Source organism: Campylobacter sp. RM5004, assembly GCF_022369455.1.
Lineage (GTDB): Bacteria > Campylobacterota > Campylobacteria > Campylobacterales > Campylobacteraceae > Campylobacter_E.
Genome location: NZ_CP059599.1, coordinates 146,861 through 162,812, shown reverse-complemented (window position 1 = coordinate 162,812; position 15,952 = coordinate 146,861). Strand labels below are relative to the sequence as shown.

Annotated in this window: 16 protein-coding genes; 11 read left to right on the top strand and 5 right to left on the bottom strand. The window is 30.1% G+C overall.

Features of this window, described 5'->3' with window-relative positions; all coding sequences use genetic code 11:
• Nucleotides 1-12: 12 nt before the first annotated feature.
• The 5 genes from AVANS_RS00810 (at nucleotide 13) to AVANS_RS00790 (ending at nucleotide 5,420) form a co-directional block, all read left to right on the top strand.
• The gene (locus AVANS_RS00810; protein WP_239817774.1) at nucleotides 13-966 is read left to right on the top strand and encodes a hypothetical protein; all 954 of its coding nucleotides are present in this window, start codon (nucleotides 13-15) and stop codon (nucleotides 964-966) included.
• A gap of 170 nt (nucleotides 967-1,136) precedes the next feature.
• Complete coding sequence (locus AVANS_RS00805) at nucleotides 1,137-2,114, top strand: hypothetical protein (protein ID WP_239817773.1); 978 nt, start codon at nucleotides 1,137-1,139, stop codon at nucleotides 2,112-2,114.
• A 140-nt stretch (nucleotides 2,115-2,254) separates the two neighbouring features.
• Nucleotides 2,255-3,739, top strand: coding sequence for a BCCT family transporter (locus tag AVANS_RS00800; protein ID WP_239817772.1), 1,485 nt, complete (start codon nucleotides 2,255-2,257; stop codon nucleotides 3,737-3,739).
• Nucleotides 3,736-3,885: a hypothetical protein gene (locus AVANS_RS00795; RefSeq protein WP_239817771.1), complete on the top strand. Its 150-nt coding sequence runs from the start codon at nucleotides 3,736-3,738 to the stop codon at nucleotides 3,883-3,885. The genes AVANS_RS00800 and AVANS_RS00795 overlap by 4 nt, the downstream gene beginning before the upstream one ends.
• Entirely contained in the window at nucleotides 3,882-5,420 is a 1,539-nt protein-coding gene (locus AVANS_RS00790) for a choline/carnitine O-acyltransferase (protein WP_239817770.1), read from the top strand. Before AVANS_RS00795 ends, AVANS_RS00790 begins: the two co-directional genes overlap by 4 nt.
• Before the next feature lie 70 nt (nucleotides 5,421-5,490).
• Here AVANS_RS00790 and AVANS_RS00785 read toward each other — a convergent pair whose 3' ends face one another.
• The gene (locus AVANS_RS00785; protein ID WP_239817769.1) at nucleotides 5,491-5,991 is read right to left on the bottom strand and encodes a hypothetical protein; all 501 of its coding nucleotides are present in this window, start codon (nucleotides 5,989-5,991) and stop codon (nucleotides 5,491-5,493) included.
• 93 nt (nucleotides 5,992-6,084) lie between these two features.
• Here AVANS_RS00785 and AVANS_RS00780 point away from each other — a divergent pair, with 93 nt between their 5' ends.
• Nucleotides 6,085-6,972 (top strand): hypothetical protein, encoded by an 888-nt coding sequence (locus tag AVANS_RS00780; RefSeq protein ID WP_239817768.1) that lies wholly within the window; start codon nucleotides 6,085-6,087, stop codon nucleotides 6,970-6,972.
• A 250-nt stretch (nucleotides 6,973-7,222) separates the two neighbouring features.
• Here AVANS_RS00780 and AVANS_RS00775 read toward each other — a convergent pair whose 3' ends face one another.
• The 4 genes from AVANS_RS00775 to AVANS_RS00760 form a co-directional block, all read right to left on the bottom strand.
• Complete coding sequence (locus AVANS_RS00775; protein ID WP_239817767.1) at nucleotides 7,223-7,696, bottom strand: pyridoxamine 5'-phosphate oxidase family protein; 474 nt, start codon at nucleotides 7,694-7,696, stop codon at nucleotides 7,223-7,225.
• Between the two features lie 65 nt (nucleotides 7,697-7,761).
• On the bottom strand, nucleotides 7,762-8,337 hold the full coding sequence (fdh3B, locus tag AVANS_RS00770; RefSeq protein ID WP_239817766.1) for a formate dehydrogenase FDH3 subunit beta: 576 nt from the start codon (nucleotides 8,335-8,337) through the stop codon (nucleotides 7,762-7,764).
• Between the two features lie 3 nt (nucleotides 8,338-8,340).
• Nucleotides 8,341-11,196, bottom strand: coding sequence for a molybdopterin-dependent oxidoreductase (locus AVANS_RS00765; protein ID WP_239817765.1), 2,856 nt, complete (start codon nucleotides 11,194-11,196; stop codon nucleotides 8,341-8,343).
• Between the two features lie 19 nt (nucleotides 11,197-11,215).
• A complete protein-coding gene (locus AVANS_RS00760; RefSeq protein ID WP_239817764.1) occupies nucleotides 11,216-11,413 on the bottom strand; it encodes a Tat pathway signal protein in 198 nt (65 codons plus the stop codon).
• 125 nt (nucleotides 11,414-11,538) lie between these two features.
• On the opposite strand from AVANS_RS00760, the gene coaE reads away from it, so the two are divergent.
• Genes coaE through infC form a run of 5 tightly spaced genes read left to right on the top strand, consistent with a single transcriptional unit; the run spans nucleotide 11,539 to nucleotide 15,940 of the window.
• A complete protein-coding gene (gene coaE / locus AVANS_RS00755) occupies nucleotides 11,539-12,177 on the top strand; it encodes a dephospho-CoA kinase (protein WP_239817763.1) in 639 nt (212 codons plus the stop codon).
• Entirely contained in the window at nucleotides 12,164-12,916 is a 753-nt protein-coding gene (gene dapF, locus AVANS_RS00750) for a diaminopimelate epimerase (protein ID WP_239817762.1), read from the top strand. The genes coaE and dapF overlap by 14 nt, the downstream gene beginning before the upstream one ends.
• Nucleotides 12,917-12,960: 44 nt before the next feature.
• Nucleotides 12,961-13,614, top strand: a complete 654-nt coding sequence (locus AVANS_RS00745) for a dUTP diphosphatase (RefSeq protein ID WP_239817761.1) — start codon at nucleotides 12,961-12,963, stop codon at nucleotides 13,612-13,614.
• Complete coding sequence (thrS, locus tag AVANS_RS00740) at nucleotides 13,611-15,419, top strand: threonine--tRNA ligase (RefSeq protein WP_239817760.1); 1,809 nt, start codon at nucleotides 13,611-13,613, stop codon at nucleotides 15,417-15,419. The genes AVANS_RS00745 and thrS overlap by 4 nt, the downstream gene beginning before the upstream one ends.
• A complete protein-coding gene (gene infC, locus AVANS_RS00735) occupies nucleotides 15,416-15,940 on the top strand; it encodes a translation initiation factor IF-3 (protein WP_239817759.1) in 525 nt (174 codons plus the stop codon). The genes thrS and infC overlap by 4 nt, the downstream gene beginning before the upstream one ends.
• Nucleotides 15,941-15,952 lie beyond the last annotated feature (12 nt).

Genomic DNA, 15,952 nt, shown 5'->3' with positions numbered 1-15,952 from the left:
TAAGGATTATTTATGATACACGATATAAGTGCTAGTAAAAATATGCCGGTAGCTTGGAAAATTGATGTTAAAAAGCACGAGTTAAATGAGGTTGAGCTAAAAGATTTAAATTATCATATAGAAAAAAATAATTTTGAGATTAAAACAAATAAAGAGCAAGATTATAATGTATTTTTTAGATTTGATAAAGATAATATCGGTGTAAAAATAAATGAAAAAAATCTAAATAGATTAAAAGAATTTTTTGATAGTGATAATTTCATTGAAAACGACAAAGGCACCATCTTAGATAAAGATGCAGCTAGCTTTGTAGCTGGGTGGTTTAGTGATATTGCATATAGAAGAAATCTTCTAGCAGCTGATATGAATAATGATGGAGAATTAAGGGGCAAGGAATTTAAATATACATTTACGGTATTTAGTGAAGCTTCCGAAATAGTAATAAACGAAAAAACACTTGAAGAAGAACTAATTTCATATGCTATAGTAGGTACATATTTACCTAGTATGGTAGCTTTGCCAGAAGGTGAGAGTATGGATATTAGCAAGGCTTTAGATATAAGCTTAAATGATGATAAAAACCTTGATGGAGTGATAACATTTGGCGAATATTTAGGAGCTGATGGTAAAAATAAAATTCATACATACATAGCTGATTGCAAATCTAGTGATGAGCGAATTGAAATTGGCAATATTTATAAAATTATGAATATAGATAAATTAAAAGAAAAAGAATTAGAAGAATTAAAAAAGTTAGCAGCCTTAGCAAAGCTAAAAAATCAAGGCTTAGAAAGTCTTACAAATGATGAAAAGAAACTCTTAAAAGATTTTTCTATAAATCTTAAAATAAGCGAAGATAAATTAAAGGATTTGATTAATAACGATAAGCTAGGAGATTTTATATCTTATACAAAAGACTTTATAAATGAACTTAGCGAAACAAAATTGCTTGATATTAAAGCTTAATTCCTATTTCAAATTCTTTACAAATTTTAAAAGAATTTGAAATAGGAAATAGCTAATAGTTACTTATAGTTACAAACTAATTGTTTTTTAAACAAAATTTCAATATGATTTACTTAAACTAGTTTTAATAATTTAAATCAAAATAATTATTGATAATTTTCGGAGATTTTATGAGAATTAGTGGCTTTGATGTGGATATTTCAAAAGTTTATGATAAAAGTTACCACAAAACAAACTTAAATAATTTTCAAAATCTTAGCAATGATAAAATTAATACCATAAAAGATGATATAACAAATCATAATTATTCTTTAAAAACAAGCGATAAAGATAATATAAATATAGTTTTTTGCCTTGATAACAATACTCATGGGCTAAGTCTAAGCAAAACAACAATAGAGCAATTAATGGCTCATTTTGATAAAGATAATTTCATTATTAGTGATGATAAGATTATTCTAAACAAAGACGCTGCTAATTTTGTATCAAGCTGGTTTAAAGAAATCGCCTATGATTTAGGACTTGCTGATGCTGATAGCAATCAAGACGGCAGAATAAATAATGATGAGCTAAGCAAAGCAAGGCTTGAGGTTGGTATTTATGGCGAGTTTGATGGGTATCTTTATGTAGTAAATAAATTAAGCGATGAAAGATTTATAAACACCAAAAATTACGATGCAATAAGGCTAGAAATTGGCACAAGTATTAGCGAATATTTAGATTATGTAATATCTAGTGATAGAGATTTTAATGGCGAGCTTAGTTTTGCTGAGCTTAATTTTACTAATGCTAATGAAGAACAAGAGTATAAAAGTGAGCTTAAAGAAAAATACGCAGATATTAAACGCTACAAAAGTGATTTTAAAAGAGCATTTGAGTATCACACCAAAGAAGGACAAAGCGCCGAAGAGATTAAAAACAAACAAAAAGAAAAAGAATTAGAGCAAGCCGAGCTTTTAGCAAAACTTATGCAAATAACTTTAAAAATCAAAAAATTAGGTGCAAGCTCTCTTACAAACGATGAAAATAAAGTCTTAGAAAAATTAGGCAAAAATGCAAATGCAATAGAAACTTCTGTAGCATTAGAACTTAGCTCAAGCTTAGTAAAAGACATTGTAAGTAACAAGCACTTAGATATAAAAATCTAATTCAAATCTTAAAGAATTTGAATTAGGAATTACAAAACTTTTATATTTCAAAATATATAAATTAATTTTAGTTTATGGATAAAGTTATATAATCTTAATATAATTTTAAAAAAATTATTTAATTAAAAGAAAGGAAAGTTATGGAAAAGAATAAGCTTTTTCTAATTTGTGCTCCGATAGTAATTATCATTGCTATTTTTGCAATTATTTTTCCAAAGGAGCTTACGAATTTTATTATTTCAAGCACTCAATTTTTTTACGTTGTGTTTGATTGGTTTATTATTTGGTTGCCTTTGCTTGGGCTTGGGCTTGGATTTTATTTTGCATTTTCAAAATACGGCAAAATAAAGCTAGGAGATGCCGAACCTGAATATTCTACATATTCATGGATGAGTATGCTCTTTACTGCTGGAATTGGTGTTGGGATTGTGTTTTATGGACCACTTGAAGCTCTTTGGCATTATCAAAGTGCTCCTATTGGAATAAATGGCAATTTTGACCAGCAACAAGCTATGGAAAATGCTATGAGTATTTCTTTATTTGTTTGGGGCTTACCTGCTTGGGCTTTATATACTTTTGGCGGTGTAGTTGTTGCTTATTTTGCTTATAGACACGGCGGTTCTTTTAGCCCTGATTCTTGCGTTAGAATTGGTTTTAAAGATAAAAAATTTGCTAAACCACTTGCTATATTTATTTTAGTTTTTGCTATTGTTGGTATTGCTTTATCGGTTACTGCAAGTATTGCAATGGCTACAGGACAAATTAGTAGTGGTTTAAAAATTATCACAGATGGTGGCGATTTTACTTCAATGACTTGGAAAATGGCTATCATGATAGCTTTATTTGCTGCATTTACGCTTGCTGCTATTTTGCCGATTGCAAAAGGTATGAAATTCTTAGGCGATTGGACTATGATTTTTGCTATTGCTTTATTATTATTTGTATTCTTTACAGGACCAACGCATTATTTTGTAAGCGTTATTACAACTTTAATAGGAAAAATCATAACAGATACTATCCCACATAGTTTTGAATTATATATATTCAAAAGCCGTGATTGGCTTGTATGGTATCCATTAAGCTATATTGTTTGGTGGATTGGTTGGACTCCTTTTGTTGGGGTTTTCTTAGCAAAGATTTCAAGGGGTAGAACTTTAAAAGAATTTATTCTTTGCTCAACTTTAATTCCAACGGGCTTTATGGTTGTTTGGTTTAGCGTATTTAGTGGATATGGTTTATTAGATGAAGTTCAAATGAGTAAAGAAATAGTAGCAATGGCAAACTCAAACGGCTATGAAGGCACAATTTATAGAATATTGCAAGACTTTCCATTTACAAAACTTACTCAAATAATTACCGTATTTTTATTCGTATCATTCGTAATTACAACTATTACTTCAGCAGCAATTTCGCTTGGAATTATGACAAACGATGGTAAGAATGAAAGCAAAGTAAAAGCTGCATTTTGGTGCATAATAATGGCTATTGTTGCTTCTGCTGTTGTAATTACAGGTAAGATTGAAGGAATTAAAGCTATGGGTTCATTTACTGGCTTTCCTTTTGTGTATTTATTGTTTATTATGGGTGCTGCATTTATTAAGCAGATTAGAAAGGATAACAAATGAATAATTTTGTAAAAATTCTTGATGAAAAATCTATGTTTTATTATGTAAATACTGATATTAGCTCTAATTTAATTGAAAGCTCTCTTATTACTTTAACTATTATTTTTATTGTATGGAGCATAAAGCTAGCAATGGAGAAAGAATGAAAAAGTTAAATATTCCTAGCCTTGAGATTACCAAGGCTAATTTTATTAAGCACGCTAAAGCTTATGATGATTTTAATGAAGATTTATGCGATAAGTTTTTTGCAAATGATGCTATTGTTTTACAAGAAAAATTACTTGAATACGATGAATTAATGCAAAGCTCTTATCTTGAACGCAACTGGACTAAATCATATCTTAGCACTAGAGCGCCGCTTGCAATTGCAAGTAATTTTTGCTTTAAATTACCTAAACAATATGATTTAAATGATTTTATTTGCACATTTTCAAATCTAATAATAGCTTATGAAGAAGGTAAATTAGAGTATAAAACAGCTCGTGGAGATGAGATTTTTCCTAGACAATTTGATATTTTAAAAGGTGGAGCTAGAATTCCTAAGCCTTTAAGTGATGAATTTAGGCTAAATTATAAAAATACAAGATTTTTTAGCGTTCTTCATAATAATAATTTATACAAGGTAGATATTTGCAAAAATACAGGACTTAAAAATAATTTTAAAGATATTACAAAACCTATAAGTTTTGCTCATCTTAGTTTATTAAATAGTGATGATGCTGCAAAGCTTTATCAAAAATACGAAGATTATAATCCATTTTTTGAAGTGATAGAAAACTCAAGATTTAATATTTGTATTATCAATAAAGACTTTAATAGCATTAACGAAGAAGTTCATTATATGCAATATCACGCACCTTGCTATCATTATAAAACTCTTAATTTTATTTATAATGAAAAAAACAAGAATATTTATATAAATGCCGAACATAGTTTCTTAGATGGTGGCACAATTGCATATATTTTAGAATATATTGATACAAATCTAATAAGTCCAAATGAATTAAAAGAGCCTTATTTTGTGGAGCAATATTTTGATGATGAATATATAAAAAGCATTCAAGAAGGCTTAAAAGCTTATAACAATTTAAGCTTTAATGCTAATTTTAGCTTTGATTTAGCAAAGGATTTTGGCTTTTCAAAAGATTTTATTTTGCAAGCTGCAATTGTAAATGCAAGCAAAAATGCTTATAAAAAATACGTATGTCAATACGAAGCTGTTGATATGAGAGATTATGATTATGGTAGGACTGAGTGCGTAAGAGCTATTAGCCTTGAACTACAAGCTGCTTTAAAAAGCTTTAATAAAGATGATTTTGTTAAGGCAAATAATGAGCATAAAACTCGCATAAAAGACTGCAAAAAAGCTTGCGGAATTGATAGACATTTATTAGGATTAAAAACTCTCATTCCTTGCATTGAAAACAAATACGCAAAAGAATTTTTTAATTCTAAAATGTATAAAAATACTTGCGAAACCATTGTTTCAACAAGCTCATTAGGTAAATCAAACTTCGTTGATGTTTTTTATTTTCATCCTGTTTGTGAAAATGGAATAGGCGTTTCTTATGCTTATTATGAAGGCAAATGCTATTTCACGCTTACATATTTTGATGAAAAGATTTTAAATGGCTTTAAGGACGGCTTAGCTGAGTTTTTTGATAAATTTAATAATCTATAAACACTAAAAATCCTAATTCAAATTCTCTAATAATTAATGTGGAATTTGAATTAGGAATTACAAAACTTACTTATTTAATAATTTTTTGTAATTGTTCGTATTTTTTGCAACCTATATTAGAATTAGCATCACAAGCTTTTTTATAATAATTCAAGGCTTTTTGTGGATTTGCTTCTAAGCCGTAATCTTTAGCATCTTTTAAGAACATTCCATCGCCTGCTAAAACGCAAAATTTTTCATGAGATGATACACCTTGTGCTATTACAGCAGGCAATTCGCATAATTTACTTATAGCTTTTTGAGCATCAACATAAGCTTCTTTAGTATCAATTGCTTGTGTTTGTATTAATTTTACATTTGCAGTAGCTGTCATTAAACAAGCACTAAAATTATCTTTAGCACATAAATCTTTTGAATATTGATAACAAGCTTTTAAATCTTCTTTGCAAAAGTTCGCAAGCTCGGCAGCGCAAGTTGATTGGTCTTGACTTTTGCAAGCTTTATCAACACTATTAATATCAACAGCAAATAAACCCGAAATTAAAGCTAAACTTAATAATATCTTTTTCATAAACTCTCCTTAAAATAAATATTTAAATTATATATTTTTTTTATCAATTTTTTATCAAATTAACCGATATAAGTTAAATAAAGGAGAATAAAAATGGATTTAAGTATTTGCGATATGGGAGGGTTCTTAAACTCTAGCCTACATAAAATAAAAAATGTAAATAGCACTATTAATCTAAGCCAAATAAGACAAGATATAAAAACAAATAATTTTGAATATAAAACAAGTGATAAAGAATTAAATGTATTTTTTAGCCTTGATAATAAAAGCGTAGGAATTAGCTTAGATAAAGATATTTTAAAAGATTTAAAAAGCTTTTTTAATAAAAATGATTTTTTAGAAGAAAATGGAAAAACTATTTTAAAAGGCGATGCGGCTAATTATGTAGCGGGTTGGTTTAGTGAAATTGCATTTGATTTAAATTATCTTGAAAGTGATAGTGATAATAATGGGGTTTTAAATAGTGAAGAGTTGATGAATACTTTAATTGATGTCTGTTATTTTGATGAGAATAAAGATGGGATTTATGTCTTAAGCGAGATTGTGAAAAAAGACAAAATATTAGAAGAAGACATTAATGAATTTGGCGAAAAAAACATAAACACTATTTCAAAAATGATTAATAATAGAATATTTTTTGATAAAGATAAAGATGGAGAAATATTAGTAAAAGAACAATATATTGAAGATGAAAACGAATACTTTAAAAACTTAAATCAAGCAAAAGAAGAATTAAAAGATAAAAAAGAAAAAATAGAAATTAATCCAAAGCTAAAAGAATACGCAATAAATGAAGAAAATAATCACATAAGAAAACTAAAGCAAGATATAAAACTATTTAAAAACTCAAATGCTTTAAAAATAAATGAAGATAAAGAAAAAGAATTAAAAGATAAAAATACTTTAGAAGATTTTTGCGAGTTTAGTATAAAGCTAATTGATGAGCTTAAAGATTATAAACTGCTAGATTTAAAAGCCTAATTAGTTTTATAAATAAATGATTTATATAATAATTTTTAATATTCTCTATTGCTGGTTTATCTATTAATAAAATACAAGCAATGAAAATTGCAATTTAGTGAAAATATAAAAAAACAAAATAAGCACATGGTTTTTAATTGAGTTTTTGGGTATTCAAAATACTAGTATGTTAAGGTAATAATTAAACAAAAAAAGCGTTTTATAAGTGCAAATATTAATTCAGAAGTTGAAATTCCTATTTCAAATTCTTTTAATTTTTTGCTGTTTTATGAGGGGTATTTACTAGACTTAAATTATTGAAAGTATCAATATCATAAGCTTTGCCAAAGCCTTTTACAAATCTTCCGCTTTTAATTTTAAGCTTTATAAAGTGAAAATCTAGCATGGTTTTAAACACTTCTACTTCATTTCCATGAACTTCTTTTAATGCTTCAAATAATTCTTCTTTTCTGTCATCAACTATCGTTGCATTAACTTGATAGCTTAGTCTTTTTCTAGCAAATATGCTTGCAGCTTTGCATTCATCTTCTAAGAACATTATTTCTACATTGTTAGGGTTATTTTTAATATTTGCAAAATGTTTTGCAACTTCGCTTATGAAAATAAACATTTCATTGTTTTTAAAAATTATTGGAGCATAAGAGCAAAGGACTTTATTATCAATGCTAAGACTTGAGATATTTACGCTTTTAAAAGTTTTTATAAATTCTTGTAATTCATTCATTGTATTCCTTCATAAATATAAAAGAATTTGAAATAGGAATTAGCCCCTAAAAAAGGGGCTAAAGTTTAAATAAACATATTGCTTAGATTAACATTTGCGTTTTTAGTTAAAACACGCTTTCTATAAACGTTAGAAACTTCACTCTCATCTCCAACTAAAAGTGCGTTTGTAGCACATACAGCAGCACAAATCGGCACTCTTCCTTCGCTTATGCGGTTTTGTCCATAAAGCTCTCTTTCAGCTTCGCTGTTAGTTTCTTCAGGACCACCAGCACACATTGTACATTTATCCATTTCGCCTTTAATTCCAAATGCACCATCTCTTGGGAATTGTGGTGCGCCAAATGGACAAGCGTATAAGCAGTATCCACAGCCTATACATACTTTTTTATCATGTAATACAATACCATCTTCACGGATATAAAAGCACTTAACCGGACAAACTTGCGCGCAAGGTGCATCTGTGCAGTGCTGGCAAGCAATAGTCATTGATACTTCTTTGCCTTCAATTCCGTCATTTAGGGTAATTACTTTTCTTCTTTTAATTCCAACAGGAACTTCGTGTCCGCTTGAACATGCAACTTGACAAGCAAAACAACCAATACAGCGATTTTTATCTACAAAAAACTTCATTCTAGCCATTTATTAAGCCCTCTCAATTCTGCAAAGTCCAGCGTTGTATTCGCTAATTTGCGTATTTGGGTCAAACCCGTAGTTTGTTACTGTGTTTGACATTTCGCCTATTGCATAAGGCTTTGTTCCTTCTGGATAGTTATGGCTTAAGTCCACACCTTGTAAAACACCCGAGAAGTTATAAGGTAAGCATATTCTATCAGGAGTTACGCTTCTATTATGCACGCATTTTACTTTAATCTTAGTGCCTTGTGGAGAATGTATCCACATCATTTCACCATCACCAATATTATGCTTCATAGCAAGTTCAGGATGCACATTGGCAAACATTTCAGGTGTAATATCAGCTAGGTATTTACTTGTTCTTTCAAGCATACCAGCACCACTTAAATTCACTAAACGCATTGAGCTAATAATAACAGGGAAGTCCTTGCTCCAGTCTTGTCTTTGTTGCTCGCTCTTATACATTGTAGTAACACGGAAATTTGGAGTTGTTTGATCATCAAAGCTAGGATATTTTTGAACTAAATCCCATCTTGGTGAGTGAATTGGCTCTCTGTGTTTTGGAATTGGGTCGCTAAATTCCCAAACTATTGTTCTAGCTCTTGCATTACCTAAACAACAAGCACTTTTCTCACGGCATTTTTCTAGGATAATTCCTGAAATATCAGTGCTCCATGAGCCACCCATTAATTCTTTTTCTTTATCGCTTAATTTGATTCCGAAAACTTTTTCTATATTATTTTTATCAATTTGTGGGAAACCTCCCTTAACTTTAGAACCAACAGGAGTAAAGTTACTATCTGCTAATTGACTAACGCCATTATGCTCAAGTCCAAATCTATTTCTAAAGCCCATTCCACCTCTTTCATAAGGCACATTTGGGTTCCATAAAATTGGAGTTCCTGGGTGTTGTTTATCCCATACAGGCCATGGAAGTCCGTAATATTCACCTTTTACTTCGCCACCTAATCCTTCTAGCGTATTAGGGTCAAAGTTTGCCCAGTTTGCTTGATGTTTTCTTAGTCTTTCTGCGCTAATTCCACGAAGACCTATTGATAAAAGTCCGTTACTCATCTCTCTTGTTGCATCATCAGGCCATTTAGCATCTTGATCATCAGGGATTACTTGAACTAACTTATGGTCTTGAAGCTCTAGTTTCATACCACGAGTATATTCTGTATAAAAACCAAATTTCTTAGCAAACATAAACATAATTTCATGATCTTCTTTGCTTTCATAAATAGGCTTAATAACTTGGCTTCTCCATTGCATTGAGCGGTTTGTTGCGGTTACATAACCTTCTGTTTCAAATTGAGTTGTCGCAGGAAGTATATAAATACCATCAGGACGATCTGCTAAAACAGCAACCTCATTTACAAATGGTTCAGCTACTACTATTAAATCAAGTTTTTTAAGTGCTTCTTGAATTTTAACAGTGTGAGCCATTGAAGTAATTCCTGTTCCTTGAACCCAAAGAACTCTAACAGGAGCATTTGAATGTGTTGTATCGCTTCCATAAGGAGTTACACCTTTAACGCCTTGCCACCATCTTGATAAGCTAAAGCCTTTTTCGTGCATCCATTTTTTACCGCCATTTGCACTATCATCTACGAAGCGTTTTTGCATATCTTCATATTTTACGCCCCATACATTACAAAAATGCTTCCAAGCACCTTCAGCTAATCCATAATATGCTGGAAGTGTATCAGCTAAACAGCCCATATCAGTAGCACCTTGAACGTTGTCGTGACCACGGATAATGTTTGTTCCACCACCAGGCTTACCGATATTTCCTAACACTAATTGTAAAATAGCTAAGATACGAGTATTTGAGCTACCAACTGAGTGTTGAGTAATACCAAGCGACCAGAATAGTGTAGCTGGTTTTGTAGTTGCAAATAATTTTGTTACTTGATGTAAAATTTCTTCGCTACATCCACAAATGTCAGCAACTTCGCTAGGAGTATATTTTTTCGCTTCTTCACGGATTAAATCTACACCATAAGTTCTATCTTTAATTAATTCTTTATCTTCCCAACCATTTTCAAAAATGATATTTAGCATTCCATATACGAAAGCTATATCAGTTCCAGGACGAATTCTTACATAAATATCAGCGTGAGCTGCACTTCTTGTAAATACAGGGTCTACTACGATTAGTGGAGCATTATTTCTATCTTTTGCTTGTAAAATATGCTTATATCCAATAGGGTTTGCTACCGCTGTATTTGCACCAAACATAATCATACATTTTGTATTACCTACAACGTCACCAAAGTGATTTGTCATAGCGCCATATCCCCAAGTATTAGCCACACCGGCTACTGTTGCGCTGTGTCAAATTCTAGCAACGTGATCTATTGAGTTAGTTCCCCAAAATGCTGCAAATTTTCTAAAATAATAAGCTTGTTGGTTGTTAAATTTCGCTGAGCCTAAGAACATTACGCTATCAGGACCACTTTCTTTTTTGATTTCAAGCATTTTATCGCCGATTTCATTTACAGCTTGTTCCCAGCTAATTCTTTCCCATTTACCATTAACTCTTTTTAGTGGAAATTTAACACGACATTTTGATTTAGTTAAATCAATTTGATCAATTCCCTTACAGCAATGACTTCCTAAAGAATGTGGATGGTCTATTGCATTATGTTGTCTTACCCATACGCCGTTATGAACTTCAGCTTCAATACCACAGCCTGAACTACAAATTGTACAAACAGTTCTTACTATTTTGCTTCCTTCGTAAGGCATTTTTACATTTTCATCAGCCTTAACGGTAGCAGTAGTAGCACCGAATGCGCTAGTAGTTGCACCAGCCATAGCAGTCAGCTTTAAAAAGCTTCTTCTGCTTATACTTTTACGCATTTATTTTCCTTTCTTTTAATTAATATGCAATTTTGTAAAATTTTTCCCAGTGAAGGGTTTTTTTGTATAACACTTCTTTTTTCTTTGCACGTCCAGCTACTACGCCTGAGGTGTTGTTTTCAGTGCTTACTGCAGCGTTTAAACTAACACTAGCAACAGCACCAATGGCACCAGCGCTTAGAGCCTTTTTAAGAAACGCTCTTCTTTTGTTTTCCAAGACTGCCTCCTTATTTAAAATTTTGAGTAACCTAAATAATACTAAATTGCCTTAAAATTAGGCTTAAGAAAAATTAATAATATTGTTATAAAATAATATTATGATAATGATAAAAAGAGTCAATTTTGCTAAGAAAAAATAAGATAAAAAAAGACCTAAAATTAAAAAATGTTTATGTAGTAACTTCTAGCATTGCGTGTGGAAAATCAACATTTTTAAATTACGCTAGAAAAAATGGTATTTTTTGCATAAATGCTGATGAAATTTCTAATATTGTATTTCGTTACAAATCTAAACAAATTGCTAAAAAATTAAAGATTTGTAATTCCGATTTCAAATTCCTTTCGTTAAAAGATAAAAAAAAGCTTGTAGCTAGTATTGTTTTTAAAGATAAAATTTTAAAGAAAAAATTAGAAAAAATAATGCACTCAAAAATAAAAAAAGAAATCATCAAAAAGATAAAAAACTCAAAACATAAAATTATTTTTGTAGAAATTCCTCTTTATTTTGAAAATAGAAATTATAATTTTTTGCTTAATAAAATCGTTATATATTGCCCTTATGACTTGTCTTTAAAAAGGCTAATGAGTAGAAATAATCTAAGTTTAGATGAAGCAAAACTTAGACTAAATTCTCAGCTAAATATTGAAGAAAAAATAAAACACGCAACTTATCTAATCAAAAACGATGATAATTTAGAAGATTTTAAAGAAAATTCGCTAAAACTTATAAAAAATTTAAAGGAAAAACATGGAATTTCATAAATACTACGCAAATGGCAATGATTTTATTATTTTTAAAAGTGATAATTTAGACTCAAAATATCTAAGTAATTTAGCTAAAAATTTATGTAATAGATACAGTGGAATAGGTGCTGATGGGCTTATTGCTATTAAAAAAGAAGAAAATAAAGAATATGATTTTTCATGGGGTTTTTATAATCAAGACGGCTCAAGTGCTTCAATGTGTGGAAATGGAGCAAGAGCAGCAGCTCATTTTGCCTACTCAAATAATTTAGCAAAAGAGAAAATGAGTTTTTTAACAGGTGCAGGAATAATAAAAGCAAATATCTATAATGATGATTTTGTAGAAATTAGACTTACTAAAGCTAAGATTATTCATGAAAATTTAGTGGAATTTGGCAATGTGTTTTGTCTAATTGATACAGGTGTGCCACATTTAGTAACCCTTGATGGAGTGCAAAATTACAATGAAGAAAACGCAAAATATTTAAGAGAAAAATATGATGCTAATGTAAATTACTCAACTTTTAAAGATGGGGTTTTATATGTTAGAACTTATGAGCGTGGAGTTGGAGAAACTCTAGCTTGTGGGACTGGAATGAATGCTTGTTTTTATTATGCTAGAATGCTTAAATTAGTTGATGAAAAGGCTACAATTTATCCAAAAAGTAATGATATTTGCGAAGTTAGTTTTAAAGATGATTATTTATATTTCAAAGCACAGGTTAAAAAAATTTTTATCACTACGCTTGATTGTTAGTTTATTTTGCTAGTATTTTAATATTTTTTTATATAGAAGGGATAATGAAAGAACTAAGTTTGATTGATGAAATGCTTAATCTACAAAATAGCTTAAATATAGCTACTTGTGGCAATGATTGGACAAAAGGTTTTACAAAAGAAAATCGCTTAATTGATTTTGCTCGTTGTATTTATATGGAATGTGCTGAGCTTGTTGATTCTATGCCGTGGAAACACTGGAAAAGCATAAATGCTAGTTGGGATTTAGAAAATATTCAAATAGAACTTGTTGATATTTGGCATTTTATTTTAAGTCTTGCTATTATGCAAAATAAACAAATAGAATTAAAAAATACAATTTCCGATTTTAAATTCTACAAAACTGATAAAAATCTAAATGAAATCTTAGAATATTCAAGAGAATTAATACATTTTAGCAGCGCTAAAATTGTTAATATAAACGATATATGCAATACATTTTTACACCTTACTTGCAAATGTGATTTAGAGTTTAACAGACTTTATAAAATCTACATTGGAAAAAATGTTTTAAATAAATTTCGCCAAGATAATGGCTACAAAGATGGAAGTTATAAAAAACTTTGGAATGGTAAAGAAGATAATGTGATTTTATATGAATTATTAGAACAAGATGAAATAAATTATGATAGTTTGTATAAAAATCTTGATGATATTTATAAAAATTTAAAGGATTGATAATGGAAATAATAGGATATTACGATAAAGACAAAAATATTTATGATACTTTAAGCACTGATGGAGTAGGGCTTGAGCCAATTTATTATGATGATAGCCCAATGGCACTTGAAATCATTCGCCATAGCTGTGCTCACCTTTTAGCAGAAGCTATTACAAAATTATATAAAAATGCTAAGTTTTTCGTAGGACCTTGTGTTGATGAAGGTTTTTATTATGATTTTAAAGTTGATGAAAAAATTAGTGAAGAAGATTTAAAAGTTATTGAAGATAAAATGAGAGAGCTTTCAAAAAAAGGCTCTCCTATGGTAAAAAATACAATGAGCTATGAAAAAGCTTGTGAAATGTTTAAAAACGATGAATTAAAACAAGCAGTATTAAGCCGTCTAAGTGGAGAGATTAGCACTTATTCTCAAGGCGAATTTACTGACCTTTGCCGTGGGCCACATCTTCCACATACAAAAATGCTTAAAAACTTTAAGCTTACAAAATTAGCAGGTGCATATTTAGGTGGCGATGAAAAAAATGAAATGCTAGTTAGAATTTATGGTATTGCATTTGCAACAAAAGAAGCTTTAAAAGATTATTTAACAATGATAGAAGAAGCTAAAAAAAGAGATCATAGAAAACTAGGAAATGATTTAAAATTATTCACATTTAGCGAACAAATAGGCGGTGGCTTACCATTATGGCTTAAAAATGGTGCAAGAGTTAGAAGTAAATTAGAGCATATTTTATATAAAGCTCATAGAACTAGATTTTATGAGCCTGTAAGAGGTCCTGAATTACTTAATTCAAGCGTTTGGAAAATTAGTGGACATTATGATAATTATAAAGAAAATATGTATTTTACTAGAATTGATGAGCAAGAATATGGCATTAAGCCAATGAACTGCGTAGGTCATGTGTTTTGCTATAAAAGTGAAGGTAGAAGTTATAAAGATTTACCTATTAAGTTTTTTGAATACGGAATGGTTCATCGCCACGAAATGAGTGGGGCTTTACATGGGCTTTTAAGAGTTCGTGAATTTACTCAAGATGATAGCCATATTTTCTGTATGCCAAGTCAAATAAAAGGCTTAGTAAAAGAGATTTTAGATTTTGCCAAGAAGATTATGACAACTTTTGGCTTTGAATGGGAACTAGAAATCTCAACAAAACCAGAAAAATCAATCGGAAGCGATGAGATTTGGGAAATCGCTACAACAGCGTTAAAAGAAGCTTTAGATGAAGAAGGTATAAAATATGGTGTTGATGAAGGTGGTGGAGCATTCTATGGTCCAAAAATTGATATAAAAATACTAGATGCGTTAAAAAGAAAATGGCAATGCGGGACTATTCAAGTAGATTTTAACTTGCCAGAAAGATTTGAGCTTGAATATACAGATGAAAACAATGAGAAAAAACGCCCTGTAATGCTACATCGTGCATTGCTTGGAAGTTTTGAAAGATTTTTAGGAATATTGCTTGAGCACACTGCAGGAGAATTGCCATTCTTTATAGCACCTATTCAAGTGATGATTTTACCAGTTGGAGAAAAACACATTGAGTATTCAAAAGCATTACAAAAGGCATTATTAGAGCTAGGAGTTGATGCAGATATTAACGAAAAAAATGATACCTTAGGTAAAAAAATAAGAAATGCAGAAATGATGAAAGTGCCATTTATTGCAGTAATCGGTGATGAAGAAGTAAATAACAATCAAATAGCTTTAAGAGATAGAAGAGCTAAACAACAATCAACACTAACAATGGAGGAATTTTTGAAACTAATTAAAGAAAAACAAAACGAGGTAGTATTTTGAGTAAAGAAAAAGATGTATTGTTAAATGAAGAAATAGATTTAGCACAGGTAAGATGTATAGGTGATGATGGCACTCAGTATGGGATAATTAGCAGTGATGAAGCAAATGCTCTTGCTAATCGTTTAGGACTTGATTTGGTATTAATCGCAAAAGATGCAAAGCCACCTGTTTGTAAAATTATGGATTACGGTAAGTTTTGTTATCAGCAAGAAAAAAAGCTAAAAGATGCTAAGAAAAAGCAAAAAGTAGTAGAAGTTAAAGAGATAAAACTTTCTGTAAAAATTGCTCAAAATGATATTAATTATAAAGTTAAACATGCGGTTGAGTTTTTAAAATCAGGGAAGCATGTTAGATTTAGAGTGTTTTTAAAGGGTCGTGAATTAAGCAATCCACAATCAGGAGAAGAACTACTTTTAAAAATTTATGAAGAAATTAGCGAAATTGCAAATATGGATAAAGCTCCTTTATTTGAAGGTCGCTATATAAATATGCTTTGCACCCCAAAAAGCGCTAAAAAATAGGAAATTAATTCC

What these genes read in the sequence shown, in the direction of transcription:
- AVANS_RS00810 (WP_239817774.1), top strand. Translation starts at nt 13, where the DNA reads ATGATACACGATATAAGTGCTAGTAAAAATATGCCGGTAGCTTGGAAA.
- AVANS_RS00805 (WP_239817773.1), top strand. Translation starts at nt 1,137, where the DNA reads ATGAGAATTAGTGGCTTTGATGTGGATATTTCAAAAGTTTATGATAAA.
- AVANS_RS00800 (WP_239817772.1), top strand. Translation starts at nt 2,255, where the DNA reads ATGGAAAAGAATAAGCTTTTTCTAATTTGTGCTCCGATAGTAATTATC.
- AVANS_RS00795 (WP_239817771.1), top strand. Translation starts at nt 3,736, where the DNA reads ATGAATAATTTTGTAAAAATTCTTGATGAAAAATCTATGTTTTATTAT.
- AVANS_RS00790 (WP_239817770.1), top strand. Translation starts at nt 3,882, where the DNA reads ATGAAAAAGTTAAATATTCCTAGCCTTGAGATTACCAAGGCTAATTTT.
- AVANS_RS00785 (WP_239817769.1), bottom strand. Translation starts at nt 5,991, where the DNA reads ATGAAAAAGATATTATTAAGTTTAGCTTTAATTTCGGGTTTATTTGCT.
- AVANS_RS00780 (WP_239817768.1), top strand. Translation starts at nt 6,085, where the DNA reads ATGGATTTAAGTATTTGCGATATGGGAGGGTTCTTAAACTCTAGCCTA.
- AVANS_RS00775 (WP_239817767.1), bottom strand. Translation starts at nt 7,696, where the DNA reads ATGAATGAATTACAAGAATTTATAAAAACTTTTAAAAGCGTAAATATC.
- fdh3B (WP_239817766.1), bottom strand. Translation starts at nt 8,337, where the DNA reads ATGGCTAGAATGAAGTTTTTTGTAGATAAAAATCGCTGTATTGGTTGT.
- dapF (WP_239817762.1), top strand. Translation starts at nt 12,164, where the DNA reads ATGGAATTTCATAAATACTACGCAAATGGCAATGATTTTATTATTTTT.
- AVANS_RS00745 (WP_239817761.1), top strand. Translation starts at nt 12,961, where the DNA reads ATGAAAGAACTAAGTTTGATTGATGAAATGCTTAATCTACAAAATAGC.